We start from the raw sequence: 19,266 nt of genomic DNA on the forward strand, positions 1-19,266 counted from the left end.
CAACAATCGCCCGGCTGCGTCGGCGTGTTCACCATGCCGCGCCGCATTTCGCGCTACCACTCGGGCGCGAACGTCACCGCTCGCGACTATTTGCGAGGGCTATGCCCATGGACGTCAACCGCCGCCATCTGATCGGAGCCTCCGCCGCCGGTGTCGCCGGCGCGCTTGCGATGTCGCCGGATGCGGCGCGCGCCGCGCAGTCGGCCGGCTCGCTCGGCCGCGACGTCACGCAATATGGCGTCCGTCCCGGCAGCCCCGACGACCAGACCCGCAATCTGCAGCGCGCGATCGATGATGCCGCGCGCGCGCAGGTGCCGCTGGCGTTCCCGCCCGGCGTCTACCGCACCGGCCTGTTGCGGCTTGCGCCCGGCAGCCAGCTGATCGGCGTGCGCGGCGCCAGCCGGCTCGCGTTCAACGGCGGCGCCTCGCTGCTGGAAGGCGAAGGCGCCGGCGGCATCGTCCTGATGGGCCTTGCCTTCGACGGCGGCAACGTTCCGCTGCCGGCGCGGCGCGGCCTCGTCCATTGCCTGTCCGGCCGCGACATCCGCATCACTGATTGCCAGTTCACCGGCAGCGGCGGCTGCGGCATCTGGTTCGAGCAGATGTCGGGCGACGTCAGCAACAACATCTTCACCGGCATCGCGTCGACGGCGCTGGTGTCGTTCGACGCGCTCGGCCTGATCGTCTCGCGCAACACCATCAAGGGCACCAACGACAACGGCATCGAGATCCTGCGCACCGCGATCGGCGACGACGGCTCGATCGTCGCCGACAACCGCATCGAGAACATCAAGGCCGGTCCCGGCGGCTCCGGGCAGTACGGCAACGCCATCAACGCCTTCCGCGCCGGCAATGTGATCGTGCGCGGCAACCGCATCAGCAACTGCGACTTCTCGGCGGTGCGCGGCAATTCGGCCTCCAACATCCACATCACGGACAACAGCGTCAGCAATGTCCGCGAGGTCGCGCTCTATTCGGAGTTCGCGTTCGAGGCTGCGGTCATCGCCAACAACACCGTCGACGGCGCCGCGATCGGCGTCTCCGTGTGCAATTTCAACGAAGGCGGCCGCATCGCGGTGGTCCAGGGCAACATCATCCGCAATTTGCTGCCGAAGCGCCCTGTTGGCACCGACCCGAACGACGGCGCCGGCATCGGCATCTATGTGGAGGCCGACAGCGCCGTCACCGGCAATGTGATCGAGAATGCGCCGAGCTTCGGCATCGTCGCCGGCTGGGGCAAGTATCTGCGCGACGTCGCGATCTCAGGCAATGTCGTGCGCAAGGCGTTCGTCGGGATCGGCGTCTCGGTGGTGCCGGGCGCAGGCTCGGCGCTGATCAACAACAACATGATCTCGGAGACCCCGGGCGGCGCGGTGGTCGGGCTCGACCACGCCCGCCCGATCACGACGGACCTGTCGGCGGGTGGCGCCCAGCAATATGCGCAGCTCGTGGTCGGCGCGAACGCGGTGCGGCACTAACCTTCGGCCTACAGCGCGTTGCGCAGCAGCGGATAGCGCCGCTGGATGGTGTCGAGATCGAGCACCGGCGGCGGCATGACCGGAGGGGGCATCTCCAGCGGCGGTGCGTCGGCCACAACGGGCGGCTGCTCGAGGACCTCGGCCGCCGTTTCCATCGCGGCCGCGACTGCGCTCATCGCGGCCTCGGCCAGTGTCGCCGTCTCGGAGCGGCGCTGCGACACCGGCGAAAGATCGGGCGGCGGCAGTTTCGACTTGCCGCGGCCGAGCCAGGACAGATCGATCGGCGAATTGTCGAGCGAAGCTTCGCGGGTCAGCAATTCGCGCCAGATGTCGACCGCGGCCCGCGCTTCCCTGACGTTCTCGAGAAAGGCCTGCTCGCTGTGATAGCGGCGCCAGCGTCCGGTTTCGAACAGCTCGTTGAGGTGCTCCAGCCTTTGCTCGGCAAGGTTGCACCAGCGTGCAACGATCTCTTGGCCTCTGGCCACGTCGGTCCGATGTGTCATTCAACTTGCCCGCAGGGAAAGAAACGGACGCAGACGCAACCGAACCGAATCAACTGGACGCGACGCTGATATTCTGTGGAAAAGGTAAATAAAGTCTAACTAAATTCTTAATCGCGGACGGGCAATGAAGGAAGTCCGCTCGACTACGGAGTTGCTTGCCCGAACCATCGTCAAGTCATCGACTTGCATGGTGGCGATGTGCGTCGCTCCCGATCACTGCGCAGCCGAACGATCCACAGCAAACAGCCGCGGCCATCGCGCGCATCCCATCACGATCACGCAGCGCGACCTCGTCCGACCAGTGCGTCATGCAAGGGTGCCCCCAAAATGAAAGACCCGTCCGGGGGGACAACCGGACGGGTCAAAGCCATATGGGCGCTTGGGGTGGATGGGCGCTCGCGCCTGATATAGCCGGGGAGGGATAAACCGCTCCCACACACATAAGTCGTGAGAGGACGGCGGACGTTCAAATCGGCGGAGATTTTTTTAACCTTTTCGCCGCCCGGTTCCATCGCACCGTCGCAGGCGTTCGGCACCGGAAATCACTGCGCAGCACGGTGATTTGCCGCGGAATCGTCCGACGCGATCGACGGCGCGGGTTCATTCAACGCGCGGCTCACGGAAGTGTTATTGCCGTCCACTGCCTGTGCAGGCTGCGACGGTTTGTCCAAGGCAGCCGCGACGGGAGCATTGGTCGCCGCCATCACCGCGGCAAGCGCGTCCGCCTCCCCGGCCCCGAACAGATCATCACGTCCGGGTGTCCCGAGATCGCGCGCCGTGCCGGTCAGGACCTTGCGCACCTCGGCGGGCTTCAGTGCCGGACTGCGCTCCAGCACCAGTGCCGCGATGCCGCTGACGAACGCGGCCGAAAAAGAGGTGCCCGACATCAGCTGGTACTTGCCGTCCGGCACCGGCACGAGGAGATCGGCGCCCGGCGCCGCCAACGCGATGTAGCTGCCGCGGTTCGAGGCCGCCATCAGCCGTTCGCCGGCATCGATGCCGCCGACCGCGATCACGTCGGGATTGGCGGCCGGATACAGCGGCGGCGATTTCGGGCCGGCATTGCCGGCCGCGGCAACCAGCACGACGTCCCTCGCCGCGGCGGCGGCCACGGCGCGCGCGACAAGTGCGTCCTGCGGTCCGGCAAAGCTCATGTTCACGATCTGCGCGCCGTGCGCCACCGCGTAATCGAGGCTCCTGAGGATCACATAGGACGTACTCTCGGCGCCGCCGGCGGCCACACCGAAGGCGCGGATGGCCAGGATCCGCACTTCCGGCGCACTCCCCGTCAGCCGGACGCGCGCCGCGATCACGCCGGCGACGGCGGTGCCGTGGGCATGCGGACCATCCTTGCTGCCGAGCGCATCGAACGTATCCGCAACCGTGTTGGCCAGTTCCGGATGCGCGGCATCAATGCCGGAGTCGATGACGGCAATGGTGACGTTCATCCCGCGCGCCAGCCGGTGCGCCTCGGGCAGATGCAGCTGCGTCTGGGCGTATTGCGCCGGATCACTGCCGCCGGCCGTCGGCTTCTGGTCCTGCAGCGCGTAACGATAGTTCGGCTGCACCGAGTGGACGCTGCTGTCGCTTGCGAGGTCGCGGACCACCGCGTCGGCGGAACGATTGCCGGTCGTGCGGAACAGGCCGATCGTCGCGCCGAGCAGCGGGATGTTCTGCGAGGCGATCCGCCTCAGGCCATGGCGACGCGCCAGCGCGTCGGTCTGGGTCTCGGTCAATGCGCCGTCGATCTCCGCCACGAGCTCGTTCGGCACGGTTCGCGTGGCCGCGGCCGCCACGTCCTGCGCGCGGCTGCTGCCGCCACCGCCGGCCCTGCCCTTCCGCGCAGCGCCGTTGCCGCCACCGTTCACGGCGACCGGCCGGCTGGAGCATTGGCGCGTGCCGTCATCACAATCGGCAGAGAAACGGGGGGCGTCACGCGCACGGGGCGGCGGCATGCTCGATCGCGGCCCATCACCGGTCCACGACGTCGCCGGGCCGTGCAGCGGCGCGCGGTCAGCCAGCCCGCCACCGGCCCCGCCGATGCCGGGATTGACCCGCGGCCCGATGGAGAGCTGCGGCCTGCCGCCGATCGGCGATCGCATGAAATTCTGGGCGTAGGCCGAGCCGGCAACGGACGCCAGCAACAACACGGCGGCCGCAATGGCCGCTCGGTTCGTCGATCTGGTCCGGCCGTTGGCGGTCATGGTGACCTCAACTCGGCGCAGGACCGTCAGCTGCCGTTTACGGGGTCTCGACCGCGAGGCTGACGATCTTCTCTTTCTGCAAACGGGCAATCAGCGATGCGACGCCATCCTTGTCCATCGCGCGGAACTGCAATCGGAACATTCCGCCCTTCCCGTCGACGATCGCGCCCTGGTAATTGTCGAGCAGCGACGTGATGTCGGCGATCCTGGCGTCCGGCGTGAAGCGCACCAACAGCCGCGTCGGCGCCGCCGCCACGCTGGCGCCGAGGTCGCGGGTGATCGGCGCACTGGGTGCAACGGCCGCGCTCGGTGCGCTGCGTTGTTCGGCGGCATCAAGCGAGGCGGTCTGGAACGCGGCCGGCTCGCTGCGCATCAGCACCGCGCCGATCACGCCGGCCTGCAGCAACACCACGAGCGCACCGAGGCTGGACGACCAAGCCAGCGTCCGCGGCGACAATTTCGAAAAGAACTCCGAGACCGAGGCCGACATGCGCGCGCCCGCCGACGGCTTGCGCTCCGGCTCGGCATCGATCGCGGCAAACAGCTTCTGCATGGCACGCGCAGAGGGCGCACCGAGGCTCTCGTTGAGGCCGATCGTCTCGGCATATTCCTCGCGGATGACGGCATACTGCCTGGCCAGCTCCGGATCGGAAGCGAGCGCGTCCTCGACGCGGCGCGCGTCACGCGCGTTCAGCGTGCCGGCCGCATGCCAGGGCAGCAGCATCTCGACATCGTCAGGATCTTGACCCTGCACTTTCTTGTTGCTCGCAGCCATCATGGCCAACCTCGCTCGACACCGGCTGCCTTCAGCAACTCGGCAAGTTTCTTGCGCGCATAGAACAGGCGCGTCTTCACGGTGTTCTCCGGAATCCCGACGATCTCAGCGACGTCTTCCACGGATTTCTCGTGATAATAGACAAGATCGACAATTTCCCGGTGTTCCGCCGATAGTCCCGTCAGGCACTTACGCAGCGTGTCACCCGTGTCCTTCTTCTGCACCACCGTTTCCGGATCGTCGGACGTGTCCTCGATCGCGTTCGCGGCCTCATCGTCCAGTTCGGCGTCCTTCCTTCGCCGCAGCGAAGACAACGCCTTGAACCGGGTAATCGCCAGAAGCCAGGTTGAAACGGCGGATCGTCCCTCGAATTTGCCCGCCTGACGCCACACGTCCAGGAAGACCTCGCTAATAAGGTCCTCCGCCACCTGTTCGTCCCGCACGAGCCGAAGCCCGAAGCGGTACACCCTGACATGATGCCGTCCGTACAGCACCTGCATGGCGAGCCGGTCGCCTTGAGCGATCCGAGCGATCAGAACCTCGTCTGAAGCCGCCTGTGTCGCGCTCAATGGCCGTCTCGCAAAGTTGGTCTGAGGGGGGTGGTGCGTGGTTCGACGCGAGAGGCAAGATTCTTCACAATACGGCAATGTGCGCACCGCATGTGTGATCTATGACACAGTCGACGATCCCAATCAGGAAAAATCGCCGGGGACTCGATAAGCGGTATCATAATAGTGAAAACTCTCGCGGACTCGCACCATCCGGCGCGACCATACCAAGGCTTTGCCGGCAAGCCAGCGCTGTCGCGAAGCGGGTGCCGCCGCCAGCCCCCGCCCCGATCGCTTCCGACCCGCCTCCGTGAACGGATTCCCCTTACGAAACAAGGGTGATGACCGGGTTTCACCGGAGCAGATTCGGTTCCAAAAGATACCAAACCTAAAGGCTTTCCCACTTAGATTTTCGCCGGATTTCAGCAATGGCGAGACCATGGGCAGCGCTGCGTCGTCACTTCCCAGCCCGATCGCGGGTGCATCGGAAAGCGGCCGTCCCAGGCTGACGCGCGAGCGCCTGGCGCGCCGGGCCAGGCAGCGCCGCCAGATCCAATCGATGATCGCCGCCTGCTTCGTGCTCGATGCCGTCGTGCTGCTGATCTACGCGCATGCCGGCACCACGTCGGTCCTGGTGGCGGCGGGCTATGCCCTGACCGGCCTCTCCCTCGTCGCCGTCTATGTGCTGCTTTCGGAGCGCGGCTTTCACGAGCGCTTCCGCGACCACTATTTGGTCGCACCGCAATCGGCCGTCAACATGGTGAACCTGCTCGTGTTCACCTACATCGCGCCCGAAGTCGGCGTGCTGTTCCTCTGCAATCTGTTCGTGGTGTTCGGCTTCGGTGCGCTACGTACCTCGGCGCGCCAGACCGCGGTTGTCTGGACCATCATGGTGCTGGGCCTCGCCGCGCTGTTCCTCGGAACCGACAAGGCGATCGGGATGCCGACCGGCACCAGGATCGACCGCCTCGCCACCATGCTGGTGTTCGCGCTGACGATCGGGCGCTGCATGTATCTCGGCATCTTCTCGAGCTCGATGCAGCAATCGCTGTATCAGAGCGGCGTCAAGCTGAAGGAGGCCTACCGGCGCATCGAGGAGCTCGCCGAACTCGACGAGCTGACCGGCACCTCCAATCGCCGCAGCATCATGCGCACGCTCGAGGAGGAGATCGCGCGCTGCGCCCGCAACGGCAGCTCCTGCGCGGTGGCGCTGATCGACCTCGACCATTTCAAGCGCATCAACGACGTCTACGGCCATCCGATCGGCGACGAGGCGCTGCGCACCTTCGCCATCGGCATGTTCGCCAATCTCCGCAGCATCGATCGCTTCGGCCGTTACGGCGGCGAGGAATTCCTGCTGGTGCTGCCCGACTTGTCGCAGGATCAGGCGATGCGGGCGCTCGAGCGGCTGCGCGCGATCATCGCCGGTCTCGACTGGAGCGCATTCTCGCCCGGCATGCAGGTAACGATCTCCGCGGGCGTCACGACGCTCAAGCCGCACGAAAACTCCGACACGTTACTCGCCCGCGCCGATGGCGCGCTTTACGCAGCCAAGGCGAGGGGACGCAACCGCATCGCCACTGCCTAACATCCTTTCATTTCCCTATTCGGCGCCGGAGAATCCGTCGCCACCGCTCCAGGACAGAGTCATGAGTTCGAAGCCCGAGACCGCCCCCGAAAGTCTGCTCGACGAGCTGCAGACGACGCTCGCGCACGGCACCGTCGCACGCCGTGTCGAGACGTTGCGCCGCGTGACCGACCTCTTCATCAACGGCTCGGTCAACTATTCGGACCAGCAGATCGTGCTGTTCGACGACGTTTTCCAATGCCTGCTCGAGCACATCGAAAACTCGGCCAAGGCGCTGCTCGCCAACCGCCTCGCCCCGATCGAGACCGCACCGCCGCAGACCATCCGTACCCTTGCATTCGACGACCTGATCGAGGTCGCAGGCCCCGTGCTGACACTGTCGCCGCGGCTCGACGACGACACCCTGATCGAAACGGCGCGCAGCAAGAGCCAGGCGCATCTGCTCGCGATCTCCAACCGCAAGACACTGAGCGGCGCCGTCACCGACGTGCTGGTGCTGCGCGGCAACGACGAGGTGATCCAGAGCGCGGTCAACAATCCCGGCGCGGAATTCACCGAGCGCGGCTTCACCCGGCTGGTCAGCCGCGCCGAGGGCGACGACAATCTGTCGACCTGCGTCGGGCTCCGCCCAAGCATCCCGCGGCATCTCTATCTCAAGCTGGTCGCCAAGGCCTCGGACACGGTCAGGCAGCGGCTCGAGGCTGCCAATCCGCAGCAGGCCAAGGAGATTCCGATCGCGGTAAAGGAGGCGACGCGACGCGCGCGCTCGGCGCCCGCCGCCGTGACGCCGGACACCACGATCGCGCATGCGCTGGTCAAGTCGCTCTACCAGGACGGCCGGCTCGACGAATTCCAGCTCGCAGCCTTCGCCGAGGCCGGCAAGTTCGACGAGACCAATGCCTCGCTTGCCGCGCTCGCCAATGTCTCGGTCAGCATCGCCGAGAACATGATGATCGAAACCCGTGCCGAGGGCGTGATGATCCTGGCCAAGGTCTCGGGCCTGTCATGGTCGACGGTGCGGTCGATCATCAATCTGCGCGACGACATCTCGGGCGGTGAACCGACCGATTTGCAGGCCTGCAAGGACACCTATGAGCGGCTGCGGCCATCGACCGCGCAGCAGGTGCTCCGCTTCCATCGCATGCAGCAGTCCGCGCCCGCGGCCTGATCTGCGTAGCCCGGATGAAGCGCAGCGCAATCCGGGACCAGTCCATCCGCGGATAGAACCCCGGATTTCGCTCCGCTGCATCCGAGCTACAATCGGGTCAGTACCTCAGTGCGCGGCTTCCCATCAGCGCGCCGACGCTTGCGACGATCACAGTCGCCAGCGTGTACCAGGTGGCGACGAACAGCGGCGAGTCATCGGTGCAGTGCGACGCATAAACAGTGGCCGCGAGGCCGGCCGAGAGCAGGCCTGCCACCGCACCCGCGACCGCCGGCCGCGCCGGTGCGCCCTGCCGGAGCCCGTACAGCGCGCCGACCAGCAGCGGCAGCGACATTGCGGGGATCGCGGTCATGCACGCCACCGAGTTCTTGCCGATCAGCCGCGTCATCATCGGCGTGCGCTGCGGCATCATCATCTCGCCGCTGATCGTGGCAACGAGGATGCCGGCGGGAATCAGCAGCCACCAGCCGAAGCTGCGCAGCGAGGCTTCCGGCCGCGTCAGATGCAGGCTGACCCCGATCGCCGAGGCGGCGAGCGCCAGCGTCACCGCGAATTTCAGGTCGAAGAACGGATTATGCATCGCGGTCATCACGTCGGGCCGCACGCCGAGCTCGGCGAAGAAGATCAGCAGCGAGACCGGCGCCGCCGCCAGCAGCGCCATCATCAGCGCAAGACCGATCGGACGAGGCCGATAGGCATTGTCGGCGGTCAGGGTTCGAATGAGTTGATCGGTGTCCATGCTCATCGGTCCCGTAATTTCGCGGTCAGGCTCGCAAGCCCACGATGCAGTGCAACCCGCACCGCGCCCTCGGTCATCGCGAATTTCGCAGCGGTGTCCTTGATCGAGGTGCTGTCGACCGCGATCGATTGCAGCACGTCGCGCTGCCGCGCCGGCAACGCCTGCAACTGGGCGGTCACCTCGCCGGGCGAGGCCGTCGGCTCCGGTGTTTCCCCCGGTAGCGTCTCGGCGAAGTCATCGATATTGACGAAGATGCGCCTGCCGCGGCGGCGCAGCGCGTCGATCAGCTTGTTGCGCGCGATCGCGAACAGCCACGGCGCGAACGGCGCGCTCGTGTCCCAGGTCTGTCGCTTCAAATGCACCGCCAACAAGATGTCCTGCACGATGTCCTCGGACTGATCGACCGGTTGTCCCGCGCGCGCCAAGCTACGTCGCGCCGCGGCACGGAGTACCGGCGTGATGGCCTTGAGCAAGCGATGATACGCCGCGTCATCGCCTGAAATGGCCGACCGCATCAGGTCGGTCCATTCATCCTCACGTTCGCGCACGCAGGCTCCTGAATTGCAATTCGACCGATCTTTCAGTTTGTTACGCGGCACGCCAAGGACATCACGAATTCGTGATAATCACCCTCAGGTAAGGCCGTGCCGAGGATCAGCCTCAAAGAATCGCTCCGGCGGGTTTGCAGACGGAAGGGCTCATAACACCGATCGGTCCGACACGCATCGGTGCAGCTGCTGCCGACGATCCACCGGGACGAAATTGCCCAGCTTTTGCCCTCTGAGGCCCGAAGATTCCCTTTTTTTGCCCCGGTGTAGACACGCAGCGGGGTCTCATTTCGCGTTCGGGACGGGCGAAATGGGGAGATCATCAGAATGAAGATCAAAGCCAGCGGGCGCTTGGCCTTGATGGTTGCGACAGGGCTGACAGGGATTTGTGTGTATCTCGCCGGACCGTTGCCGGCGCATGCGGCCGGTTCGGATCCCGCCGCGGCGAAATCCGACAATGCTTCGACCGACAAGTCCGCGCAGCAGAGTTCGCGGCAGGGCCGGCGCCATGCGCGCCACCAGTCTTCCAAGGCGGCTGACAAGACGGCCGACAAATCCGAGAGCAAGAAGGCCGCGAGCGATGCCGGCAGCGTGACGTCGGCGGGCATGCCCGCCACGGTCGCCAATGCCAATGCGGAGCTGACGTCCGGCGACGGCAATGCGAGCACCGCGCCGGCCAGCGTCAATCCGGTGATGGCCGCCTCCGACAAGCCCGGCGACGCGCAACCCGACGGTAGCGTGGTCGCATCCGACCAGCTCAACGACCTCGACCGGGCCCTGCAGCAGGAGCAGCCGGCGGAACAGCCGCAACCGATTCAACCGCAGACCGCCCAGCAGGAGGCGCCCCCGACGCAGCCGCCGCCGGTCGCCGTAGCGGCACCCAAGCCGGCTCCGGTTCTGGCGAGCAGCGACAGCGCGAGCTTGGACCAGACCTCGCTGATCGGGAAGATCTTCATCGGCTTCGGCGCCCTGCTCACGGTGGCCTCCGCCGCGCGCATGTTCATGGCCTAAGCCGAGGTCCTCGCGGCTTGCGGCGCAGGTGCGCCGCACCGCGGCCCAAAGCCTCGCTTCAGCCACTTGAAGCGCATCCCGCCAGCGGGCACATTGCCCGGCAAATCAGGCACGGGGTTTGCGTCATGGCTACGTTCGAATTCATCATCGTCGAAAGCAAGGGACCGGTCGGCGTCATCACGCTGAACCGGCCCAAAATGCTGAATGCGCTGTCGTTCGGCGTGTTCCGCGAGATCGCCGCGGCGGTGGACGATCTCGAGACCGACGACAAGATCGGCTGCATCCTGATCACCGGCAGCGAGAAGGCCTTCGCGGCCGGCGCCGACATCAAGGAGATGCAGCCAAAGGGCTTCATCGACATGTTCAACAGCGACTTCACCGCCATCGGCGGCGACCGCGTTGCCCGTTGCCGCAAGCCGACCATTGCCGCGGTCGCGGGCTATGCGCTCGGCGGCGGCTGCGAGCTCGCGATGATGTGCGACATCATCATCGCCGCCGACACCGCCAAGTTCGGCCAGCCGGAAATCACCCTCGGCACGATTCCCGGCATCGGCGGCACGCAGCGCCTGACCCGCGCGATCGGCAAGTCGAAGGCGATGGATCTCTGCCTCACCGGACGCATGATGGATGCGGCGGAAGCCGAGCGCTCGGGCCTCGTGTCGCGGATCGTTCCGGCCGACAAGCTGCTGGAAGAGGCGCTCGCCGCAGCCGAGAAGATCGCCTCGATGTCGCGTCCGACCGCCGCGATGGCCAAGGAAGCCATCAACCGCGCGTTCGAGACGCCGCTTTCGGAAGGCATGAATGTCGAGCGCAACCTGTTCCACTCGACTTTCGCGCTCGAGGATCGCTCCGAGGGCATGGCCGCCTTCATCGAGAAGCGCAAGCCGGTCAACAAGAACCGCTAGTTCACGCGGCTCCGTTGCAATGCCGCGGTGACGAGCGCGCGATAGGCGCGCTCGGTGAAATGCGTCGGCTTGTCGAGACCGAGCCGCGTCAGGCATTCGCGGTCGGCGGCGTCAGGTGGATGCCGCATCCCTTGCCATAGCAGGCCGGCGAGTTGCAGCGGGGTCTGCTGCGCCTGCTGCAAAATCTGCAGGGCCGGAATCAGCCGTTGCTCGACGTCGGTGAAATCGCTGCCGAACGGGAATGACGGCAGCAGACCTGCGTCACGTGCGGGCTTCAGCGCAGTGCTGATGCGCTCGGGATAATTTTCGCGGTGGGCGGCCGGGATTTCGTGATTGCGCGGCAGCTTGCTGGCATCCTTGGCTTGCCGCATCAACTCGCCCTGGAAGCGCGAGTCCGCCACCTGCAGCATCGCGGCGATCACGTCGGCATCGGACTTCCCCCTGACATCGGCGATGCCGTATTCGGTGACGAAGACATCGCGCAAGTGCCGTGGAATGGTCTCATGACCGTAGGACCAGCGGATGTTGGACTGCGTTTGCCTGCCGGACTGATGGGTCGCCTCCAGCGCCAGCACCGAGCGCGCGCCCTCGAGCGCGAATGCCTGCGCCACGAAATTGTACTGGCCGCCGACGCCGCTCACGACCTGGCCGTTCTCGAGCCCGTCGGAGATCGCAGCGCCCAGCAGCGTCGCCATCATCGCGTTGTTGACGAAGCGCGCATCGACGCGGGCGCGGCGCTTGCCGTCCTCGTCGCCGAAGATCTCGTTGGTGAAGGACACCGGCATCATCTGGATTCGCGCCAGCTGCTCGCCCGTCATCTCGCGGAGCGCCCGATAGAAGGATTGCGGCCCCAGGAAGAATGCGCCGTGCAGGATCACGCCGCCAATGTCGCGCTTGAGAATGCCGGCGTCGATCAGCCCGAGAAACGCCTCGAACAGCATCTCGCTGACGCCATAGAGGCCCTTCTCGAACGGCCCGGTCTCGGCCGCCGCGAGCTGTGCGCTACCGGGCGCAAGGCGCTGCATGATGCCGTGGAATCGGGCGTTGTCGCGGTGACGCACCACAAGCCCCTGCGCCAGCGCATCGCCGACCTGCCCGATCCCGATCTGCAGCGTGCCGCCGTCACGGACCAACCCCGCGGCATGCAATCCGATCGCATATTTGGTGTCGCTGATCGGCTCCGACGGCGGCGCGAACAGCGGGAAATCGGTGTCGGGACTGTCGAGCACCGCATCGAATTCATCCGCCGGCAGATCGCCGGGCCCCGGCATGAACGGCAGTTCGGAATTGACCTGGCCGATCAGCTTGAATGACGCCCGGCCCTGCGCACGGGCGCGCAGCACGTCGAGCGTCGTGTCGGTGTTGCAGCTCAGGCTATAGCGCGGCACGCCGTCGACCACGCGCTTGGCGACGAGCTGGGGAACGACATTCAGTCCGCGCGACAGCAGGTATGACGCCGCGTGGGTGTAATTGGCGGAAATGTAGTGCTGCTGGGCGAACGGCTGATGCAGCCATTGCCCGGCGAGGAAGAAGAACTCGATCACCTTGATGTTGGGCGGAAGCGCGCCGCGATGCAGCGCCTCCGCATAGGCGAGATCCGGATAACCGCCGAACAGGCGATCGATCACGGGACCGATGAAGCGCTGTTCGAGCAGGCTCTTCGGCTTCGGCTTTTCTAGAGTCAACGCCGAGAACAGCGTCAGATTGATCGAGCGGTCGGCGACCGCCCGCGCGTACAGCGCGTTGACGATGTGGTTGGCTTTGCCGAGGCCGAGCGGCAGCCCCACCACAAGTTCGGTTCCGACATCACGAATGATGTACTCCGCGATCGCCTCGGGATCAGAGAAGAATTTCGGCATCTGCGATGAACCCGGGGCAGGCAGGGGATGACCGGCATCGCTGAATCGGCGGCCGGCGGTTCGAACTTATACTTCATATGACAGTTGCGTTCGCCTGTGACGAACCGGCAACAGACAACAACCGAAATGATGTGCAGATGTCGCGTGGCGGTTTGCCTGTGGCGGCGCCGGCCCGTAAACAGGTAGATGTGTCGACGGCATCGGCGAGAGCGGACTGCCGGGGTTTTGGTTTGCGGGATCACATGGTTGGGCGTGCCGCTGATATTGGCGACGTAGCGAGGCGCGTGCTGTTGTCGGGCATCGGCCTTGGCGCGCTGGCCTGCGCGCTGCTGACGGACACCGCGGCCCGCGCCGAGAGCCTGCCCGAAGCGATGGCCAAGGCGTATCAGACCAATCCGCAGCTCAATGCCGAGCGGGCACGTCAGCGCGCCACCGACGAGAACGTGCCGCAAGCGCTGGCCGGTTACCGCCCCCAGATCACCGCCGGCCTCTCGCTCGGCCTCCAGGCCGTGCGCGACCAGCTGCCCGGCAACGTGATCCAGGGCGCGACGCTGAAGCCCTGGCAGATCGGGGTCACCGTGACCCAGACCCTGTTCAACGGCTTCAAGACCGCCAACAGCGTCCGCGTCGCCGAGTTGCAGGTGCAGTCCGGCCGCGAGGCCCTGCGCAATGTCGGCCAGGGCGTGCTGCTCGACGCCGTCACCGCCTATACCAACGTCCTGGCCAACCAGACCCTGGTCGAGGCGCAGCGCGCCAACGTCGCCTTCCTGAGGGAGACCCAGGCGATCACCCAGCGCCGCCTCAATGCCGGCGACGTCACGCCGACCGATACCGCGCAGGCCGAGGCCCGGCTCAACCGCGGCCTGTCCGATCTCAACGCCGCCGAGGTCAACTTCGCGATCAGCCAGGCGACCTATGCGCAGGTGGTCGGCAGCGCGCCGTCGCAATTGCGTCCGGCCGAGACCATCGACCGGCTGCTGCCGCGCAGCCGCGAGGATTCGATCGCGCTTGCGGTGCGCGAGCATCCGGCCGTGATGGCCGCAGGCTTCGACGTCGACGTCGCCTCGACCTCGATCCGCGTTGCCGAGAGCAGCCTGATGCCGAACGTCACTCTGCAAGGCAGCGTCAGCCGCAGCCGCGACAGCGACCCCACGCTCGGTACGTTCGGGACCGACCAGGCTTCGGTGATCGGCCAGGTCACGCAGCCGATCTATGACGGCGGCACCGCGGCCTCGCAGACCCGGCAGGCCAAGGAAGTCGCGGCGCAGAGCCGCCTCGTGCTGGACCAGGTCCGCAACCAGGCCAAGACCGCCGTGGTCAGCGCCTGGGTCGCCAATGAGGGCGCCAAGATCGCTGTCTCCGCCTCCGAGTCCGAGGTGAAGGCCGCGGAGATTGCGCTGGCCGGCGTGCAGAAGGAAGCCGCCGGCGGCCAGCGCACCACGGTCGATGTGCTCAACGCCCAGCAGGATCTGATCACGGCACGCGCCCGGCTGATCGGCGCGCAGCGCGACCGCGTGATCGCTTCCTACACCTTGCTCAGCGCAACCGGACGCCTCGACGTCAAGACGCTCAATCTCAAGACGCCCGACTATCTGCCCGAGGTGCACTACCATCAGGTGCGCGACGCCTGGCATGGCCTGCGCACGCCGTCGGGACAATAGGCTTTACGGAACCGTTCGCACCGCGAACCGGACCTTTCCGCCCGCTCTCTCCGCCGATAACCTCCGCCCCGCCGGCCATCAACAATGCCGGTGCGCGGAGTGCGCGCATAACAGCCGAGCACGCAGGGAGACGTCCAATGCTGACGCGACGCAGTATGATGCTGGCTTCCATCGCAGCGGGAGTGACCATGACCAGCAGCAACGCATTTTCCAAGGCATCGCAACCATCGACCCCGGTGAACTTCGACGTGCCTGCCGGTGCCTGCGACTGCCACACCCACATCCATGGCGATCCCGCGAAATTCCCGTTCTTCGCCGGCCGCGTCTACACCCCGGAACCGGCCTCTCCGGAGGAGATGAGCGCGCTGCACAAGGCGCTGCATCTCGAGCGCGTGGTGATTGTGACGCCGAGCGTCTACGGCCCCGACAATTCGTCGACGCTGTTCGGCATGACGGCGCGCGGACCCACGGCGCGCGGCGTCGCTGTGATTGACGACAAGACCAGCGAGAGCGATCTCGACGCCATGCAGAAGGCCGGCTTCCGCGGCATCCGCCTCAACCTCGCGACCGGCGGCGTCAACGATCCCAACGTCGGCCGGCAGCGCTTCTCGGCCGCGATCGAGCGGATGAAGGCGCGCGGCTGGCACGTGCAGCTGTTCACCAGCCTCGCCATGATCTCGGCGATCAAGGACCTGGTCGCGGCAGCGCCGGTCCCCGTGGTGTTCGACCATTTCGGCGGCGCCGAGGCCGCGCTCGGCACGGGCCAACCGGGATTTGACGACCTGCTCGCGCTGGTCAAGTCGGGCAAGGCCTACGTCAAGATTTCCGGCGCCTATCGCGCCTCCAGACTCGCGCCCGACTATGCCGACGCCGCGCCGCTGGCGAAGGCGCTGATCGCGGCCAATGCCGAGCGCATCGTCTGGGGCACCGACTGGCCGCACCCGGATTCGGTGACGCCGCAAGGCAAGAAGGTCACCGACGTCACACCGCTGTACCAGATCGACGACGGCCGCCTGCTCAACCAGCTTCCGGTCTGGGCGCCGGATGCCGCGGTGCGCAAGAGCATCCTGGTCGACAATCCGGCACGGCTCTACGGCTTTACCTGACGTTGTCCTTCGGCCGGCGCGAGAAGTAGGAGATCAGCACCGGCAGCGTGATCAGGATCACCAGCGGCGCCAGCATCATGCCGGTGACGACGACGATGGCGAGCGGCTTCTGCACCTGCGAGCCAATGCCCTCCGACACCGCCGCCGGCAACAGGCCAATGCCGGCGACGACGCAGGTCATCAACACCGGACGAAGCTGCAGCTCGCCGGTACGGATCACCGCGCGCATCCGGTCATAGCCCTCGTCGATCAGCTGGTTGAACTGCGACAGGATGATGATGCCGTCCATCACGGCGATACCGAACAGCGCGATGAAGCCGATCGCCGCCGACACGCTGAACGGAATGCCCGAGATCAAGAGCCCGAGCACACCGCCGAAGATCGCCATCGGGATCACGCTCATCGCGAGCATGGTGTCGACCATCGAGCCGAAATTGAGGAACAGCAGCACCGCGATCAGCACGAGGCTGATCGGCACCACGATCGACAGCCGCTTGATCGCGTCCTGCAAATTGCCGAACTCGCCCACCCATTCGATACGCGAGCCGGGTGGCAACTGGACCTGCTCGTTGACCTTCTGCTGCGCCTCCAGGATCGCGCTGCCGAGGTCGCGGTCACGCACCGAGAACTTGATCGGCAGATAGCGCTCCTGCTGCTCGCGATAGATGTAGGCCGCGCCCGAAATCAGCTTGATCGAGGCGACCTCGCTCAGGGGGATCTGCGTGACCCCGCCATTCGGATTCGTTGCCCCGATCCGCAGGTTCTGGATCGCCTCCGCGCTCTTGCGATATTCCGGCGCAAGGCGGACGATGATCGGAAAGTGCCGGTCGCTGCCAGGTTCATAGAGATCGCCCGCGGTGTCGCCGCCGACGGCGACCTTGATCGTGGCGTTGATGTCGCCCGGGGACAGGCCGTAGCGCGCCGCCCGCACCCGGTCGACGTCGATCTGGACGGTCGGCTGGCCGAGCGAGGTGAACACTGCGAGGTCGGTGACGCCCTGCACGGTCGACAGCACCGATTTGATCTTGTTGGCGGTGTCGGTCAGCGCCTGCAAATCGTTGCCATAGAGCTTGATCGAGTTCTCGCCCTTCACGCCGGACACCGCCTCCGACACGTTGTCCTGCAGGTACTGCGAGAAGTTGAATTCGACGCCAGGGAACTTGTCCTGCAACTGCGCGAGCAATTGCGCGGTGAGCACGTCCTTGTCGTGTGTGTCGGGCCATTCGCCGGCCGGCTTCAGCGGCGCGAAGAATTCGGCATTGAAGAATCCGGCGGCGTCGGTGCCGTCGTCGGGGCGGCCGTGCTGCGACACCACCGACACCACCTCGGGACGAGCGCTGATCAGCTTCCGCATCTCGTTGACGTAGGCGTTGCCTTCCTGCAGCGAGATCGTCGGCGGCAGCGTGGCGCGGATCCACAGGTTGCCCTCTTCCAGCTTGGGCAGGAATTCGAGGCCGAGGAACCGAACGCAGATGATGGTCGTGACCACGAGGCCGGCCGCCCCGGCCATCACGATCTTGCGGTTGGCGATCGCCCAGTTCAGCGCCGGAACGTAGAGCGCATCGAGCTTCTTGACGATCCAGGTTTCGGTTTCGTGAATATGCGCCGGCAGGATGAGCGCGCTCAGCGCCGGCGTGATCGTGAACGTCGCCAGCAATCCGCCGGCCAACGCATAGGCATAGGTTCGCGCCATCGGCCCGAAGATGTTGCCCTCGACGCCCCCCAGCGTGAACAGCGGCAGGAACGCGGCGACGATGATGGTCGCGGCGAAGAAGATCGAGCGCGATACGTCGGCCGCCGCCGACAGGATCGCATGGCTCTTCATGCCCATCACCGTATCGTCGGAGATGTGGCTCCGCTCGTCTTCCGACAGCGCCGTGGTCTGCGACAGCCGGCGGAAGATCGCCTCCACCATGATCACGGTGGCATCGACGATCAGGCCGAAATCGATCGCGCCGACCGACAGCAGATTGGCGGATTCGCCGCGCAGCACCAGGATGATCACGGCGAAGAACAACGCGAACGGGATCGTGGCGCCGACGATCAGCGCGCTGCGGAGATCGCCGAGGAAGATCCACTGCAACAGCACGATCAGCAGGATGCCGACCACCATGTTGTGCAGCACGGTGTGGGTGGTGAGCTCAATCAGATCCTTGCGGTCGTAGATGCGCTCGATCTTGACGCCCGGCGGCAGGATCGAGGAATTGTTGATCTGGTTGACCAGCTGCTCGACGCGGGCAATGGTCGGCGAGCTCTGCTCGCCGCGGCGCATCAGCACGATGCCCTGCACGATGTCGTCGTCATTGTCGATGCCGGCGATGCCGAGCCGCGGCTTCTCGCCGATCGTGACGGCGCCGATGTCCCTGACCAGCACCGGATTGCCGCCCGATTGCGAGATCATGGTGTTGGCGAGATCGTCGATCGAGCGGATCAGGCCGACGCCGCGCACCACGGCCGATTGCGAGCCGATGTTCACGGTGTTGCCGCCGACATTGATGTTGGCGTTGGAAACCGCTTGCAGCACCTGCGGCAGCGTCAGGCCGTTGGCGACGAGCTTGTTGAAGTCGACCTGGATCTCGTAGGTCTTGGTCTTGCCGCCCCAGCCGGTGACGTCGATCACGCCGGGCACCGCGCGGAAGCGGCGTTGCAGCACCCAGTCCTGCAGCGTCTTGAGGTCGAGCACGCTGTAGTTCGGCGGGCCCTTCAGCCGGTAGCGGAAGATTTCGCCGATCGGGCTGGTCGGGGAGATGCCGGGCTGCACGTTGCCGGGCAGCGGCGCGAGCTGCGACAGCCGGTTCAGCACCTGCTGCAGCGCCTCGTCATAGGTGTAGTCGAAGGAGAACTGCAGCTTGACGTCGGAGAGGCCGTACAGCGAGATGGTGCGGATGGTCTTGAGGTTCTTGATGCCGGCGACCTGGGTCTCGATCGGGATCGTGATGTAGCGCTCGATCTCCTCGGCCGAGAGGCCCGGGCTCTGCGTCACGATGTCGACCATCGGCGGGGTCGGATCGGGATAGGCCTCGATGTTGAGCTGCTTGAACGCAAGCAGGCCGCCGATGAAGACGACCACGAACATGGCCACCATCAAGTAGTGGCGATTGACGGCAAGGGCGACGAGGCGATCCATTCAGATCGGCACTTTCAACGGTGAGGATTTGTCTTGGTGAGCATGGTCT

15 protein-coding genes are annotated in these 19,266 nt (G+C 65.9%); 7 read left to right on the top strand and 8 right to left on the bottom strand.

The genetic code is table 11. The features are described 5' to 3' along the window. The first annotated feature begins 107 nt into the window (after nucleotides 1-107). The gene (locus AAFG07_RS28265) at nucleotides 108-1,478 is read left to right on the top strand and encodes a TIGR03808 family TAT-translocated repetitive protein (RefSeq protein ID WP_342723071.1); all 1,371 of its coding nucleotides are present in this window, start codon (nucleotides 108-110) and stop codon (nucleotides 1,476-1,478) included. Nucleotides 1,479-1,486: 8 nt separating this feature from the next. On the opposite strand, the gene AAFG07_RS28270 is transcribed toward AAFG07_RS28265, so the two are convergent. From AAFG07_RS28270 to AAFG07_RS28285, 4 genes are all read right to left on the bottom strand, one after another. Then, the gene (locus AAFG07_RS28270) at nucleotides 1,487-1,981 is read right to left on the bottom strand and encodes a TIGR03809 family protein (RefSeq protein WP_342723072.1); all 495 of its coding nucleotides are present in this window, start codon (nucleotides 1,979-1,981) and stop codon (nucleotides 1,487-1,489) included. 542 nt (nucleotides 1,982-2,523) lie between these two features. Continuing rightward, complete coding sequence (locus AAFG07_RS28275; protein ID WP_342723073.1) at nucleotides 2,524-4,185, bottom strand: S8 family serine peptidase; 1,662 nt, start codon at nucleotides 4,183-4,185, stop codon at nucleotides 2,524-2,526. A 37-nt stretch (nucleotides 4,186-4,222) separates the two neighbouring features. Next, nucleotides 4,223-4,960 carry a hypothetical protein gene (locus tag AAFG07_RS28280; RefSeq protein WP_342729266.1) on the bottom strand — a complete coding sequence of 246 codons (738 nt, stop codon included), beginning with the start codon at nucleotides 4,958-4,960 and terminating at the stop codon, nucleotides 4,223-4,225. Then, nucleotides 4,960-5,529 (bottom strand): sigma-70 family RNA polymerase sigma factor, encoded by a 570-nt coding sequence (locus AAFG07_RS28285; RefSeq protein WP_092125157.1) that lies wholly within the window; start codon nucleotides 5,527-5,529, stop codon nucleotides 4,960-4,962. Before AAFG07_RS28285 ends, AAFG07_RS28280 begins: the two co-directional genes overlap by 1 nt. A 418-nt stretch (nucleotides 5,530-5,947) precedes the next feature. On the opposite strand from AAFG07_RS28285, the gene AAFG07_RS28290 reads away from it, so the two are divergent. Beyond that, nucleotides 5,948-7,096 carry a GGDEF domain-containing protein gene (locus tag AAFG07_RS28290; protein WP_342723074.1) on the top strand — a complete coding sequence of 383 codons (1,149 nt, stop codon included), beginning with the start codon at nucleotides 5,948-5,950 and terminating at the stop codon, nucleotides 7,094-7,096. A gap of 61 nt (nucleotides 7,097-7,157) precedes the next feature. Next, nucleotides 7,158-8,264, top strand: coding sequence for a DUF2336 domain-containing protein (locus AAFG07_RS28295; RefSeq protein ID WP_092125155.1), 1,107 nt, complete (start codon nucleotides 7,158-7,160; stop codon nucleotides 8,262-8,264). Between the two features lie 97 nt (nucleotides 8,265-8,361). Here the strand turns inward: AAFG07_RS28295 and AAFG07_RS28300 are convergent, their stop codons facing one another. Beyond that, complete coding sequence (locus AAFG07_RS28300) at nucleotides 8,362-9,000, bottom strand: DUF1109 domain-containing protein (RefSeq protein WP_342723075.1); 639 nt, start codon at nucleotides 8,998-9,000, stop codon at nucleotides 8,362-8,364. Nucleotides 9,001-9,002: 2 nt separating this feature from the next. Then, complete coding sequence (locus tag AAFG07_RS28305) at nucleotides 9,003-9,548, bottom strand: sigma-70 family RNA polymerase sigma factor (protein ID WP_342723076.1); 546 nt, start codon at nucleotides 9,546-9,548, stop codon at nucleotides 9,003-9,005. A gap of 327 nt (nucleotides 9,549-9,875) precedes the next feature. Here AAFG07_RS28305 and AAFG07_RS28310 point away from each other — a divergent pair, with 327 nt between their 5' ends. Further along, nucleotides 9,876-10,559, top strand: a complete 684-nt coding sequence (locus AAFG07_RS28310; RefSeq protein ID WP_342723077.1) for a hypothetical protein — start codon at nucleotides 9,876-9,878, stop codon at nucleotides 10,557-10,559. Between the two features lie 125 nt (nucleotides 10,560-10,684). Then, a complete protein-coding gene (locus tag AAFG07_RS28315; RefSeq protein WP_342723078.1) occupies nucleotides 10,685-11,464 on the top strand; it encodes an enoyl-CoA hydratase in 780 nt (259 codons plus the stop codon). On the opposite strand, the gene AAFG07_RS28320 is transcribed toward AAFG07_RS28315, so the two are convergent. Next, nucleotides 11,461-13,323: an acetyl-CoA hydrolase/transferase C-terminal domain-containing protein gene (locus tag AAFG07_RS28320; RefSeq protein WP_342723079.1), complete on the bottom strand. Its 1,863-nt coding sequence runs from the start codon at nucleotides 13,321-13,323 to the stop codon at nucleotides 11,461-11,463. The genes AAFG07_RS28315 and AAFG07_RS28320 overlap by 4 nt on opposite strands. 242 nt (nucleotides 13,324-13,565) lie before the next feature. Here AAFG07_RS28320 and AAFG07_RS28325 point away from each other — a divergent pair, with 242 nt between their 5' ends. Next, complete coding sequence (locus AAFG07_RS28325; protein ID WP_342723080.1) at nucleotides 13,566-14,984, top strand: TolC family outer membrane protein; 1,419 nt, start codon at nucleotides 13,566-13,568, stop codon at nucleotides 14,982-14,984. A gap of 137 nt (nucleotides 14,985-15,121) precedes the next feature. Continuing rightward, on the top strand, nucleotides 15,122-16,090 hold the full coding sequence (locus AAFG07_RS28330) for an amidohydrolase family protein (RefSeq protein ID WP_342723081.1): 969 nt from the start codon (nucleotides 15,122-15,124) through the stop codon (nucleotides 16,088-16,090). On the opposite strand, the gene AAFG07_RS28335 is transcribed toward AAFG07_RS28330, so the two are convergent. Then, the gene (locus AAFG07_RS28335) at nucleotides 16,083-19,217 is read right to left on the bottom strand and encodes a CusA/CzcA family heavy metal efflux RND transporter (RefSeq protein WP_342723082.1); all 3,135 of its coding nucleotides are present in this window, start codon (nucleotides 19,215-19,217) and stop codon (nucleotides 16,083-16,085) included. The genes AAFG07_RS28330 and AAFG07_RS28335 overlap by 8 nt on opposite strands. Between the last annotated feature and the right edge of the window lie 49 nt (nucleotides 19,218-19,266).

This window comes from Bradyrhizobium sp. B097 (genome assembly GCF_038957035.1).
Classification (GTDB): domain Bacteria; phylum Pseudomonadota; class Alphaproteobacteria; order Rhizobiales; family Xanthobacteraceae; genus Bradyrhizobium.

Excerpts from the sequence above, each read along its gene's own strand:
- AAFG07_RS28265 (WP_342723071.1), top strand. The coding sequence starts at position 108 with ATGGACGTCAACCGCCGCCATCTGATCGGAGCCTCCGCCGCCGGTGTC.
- AAFG07_RS28270 (WP_342723072.1), bottom strand. The coding sequence starts at position 1,981 with ATGACACATCGGACCGACGTGGCCAGAGGCCAAGAGATCGTTGCACGC.
- AAFG07_RS28275 (WP_342723073.1), bottom strand. The coding sequence starts at position 4,185 with ATGACCGCCAACGGCCGGACCAGATCGACGAACCGAGCGGCCATTGCG.
- AAFG07_RS28280 (WP_342729266.1), bottom strand. The coding sequence starts at position 4,960 with ATGGCTGCGAGCAACAAGAAAGTGCAGGGTCAAGATCCTGACGATGTC.
- AAFG07_RS28290 (WP_342723074.1), top strand. The coding sequence starts at position 5,948 with ATGGGCAGCGCTGCGTCGTCACTTCCCAGCCCGATCGCGGGTGCATCG.
- AAFG07_RS28295 (WP_092125155.1), top strand. The coding sequence starts at position 7,158 with ATGAGTTCGAAGCCCGAGACCGCCCCCGAAAGTCTGCTCGACGAGCTG.
- AAFG07_RS28300 (WP_342723075.1), bottom strand. The coding sequence starts at position 9,000 with ATGGACACCGATCAACTCATTCGAACCCTGACCGCCGACAATGCCTAT.
- AAFG07_RS28310 (WP_342723077.1), top strand. The coding sequence starts at position 9,876 with ATGAAGATCAAAGCCAGCGGGCGCTTGGCCTTGATGGTTGCGACAGGG.
- AAFG07_RS28315 (WP_342723078.1), top strand. The coding sequence starts at position 10,685 with ATGGCTACGTTCGAATTCATCATCGTCGAAAGCAAGGGACCGGTCGGC.
- AAFG07_RS28320 (WP_342723079.1), bottom strand. The coding sequence starts at position 13,323 with ATGCCGAAATTCTTCTCTGATCCCGAGGCGATCGCGGAGTACATCATT.
- AAFG07_RS28325 (WP_342723080.1), top strand. The coding sequence starts at position 13,566 with ATGGTTGGGCGTGCCGCTGATATTGGCGACGTAGCGAGGCGCGTGCTG.
- AAFG07_RS28330 (WP_342723081.1), top strand. The coding sequence starts at position 15,122 with ATGCTGACGCGACGCAGTATGATGCTGGCTTCCATCGCAGCGGGAGTG.
- AAFG07_RS28335 (WP_342723082.1), bottom strand. The coding sequence starts at position 19,217 with ATGGATCGCCTCGTCGCCCTTGCCGTCAATCGCCACTACTTGATGGTG.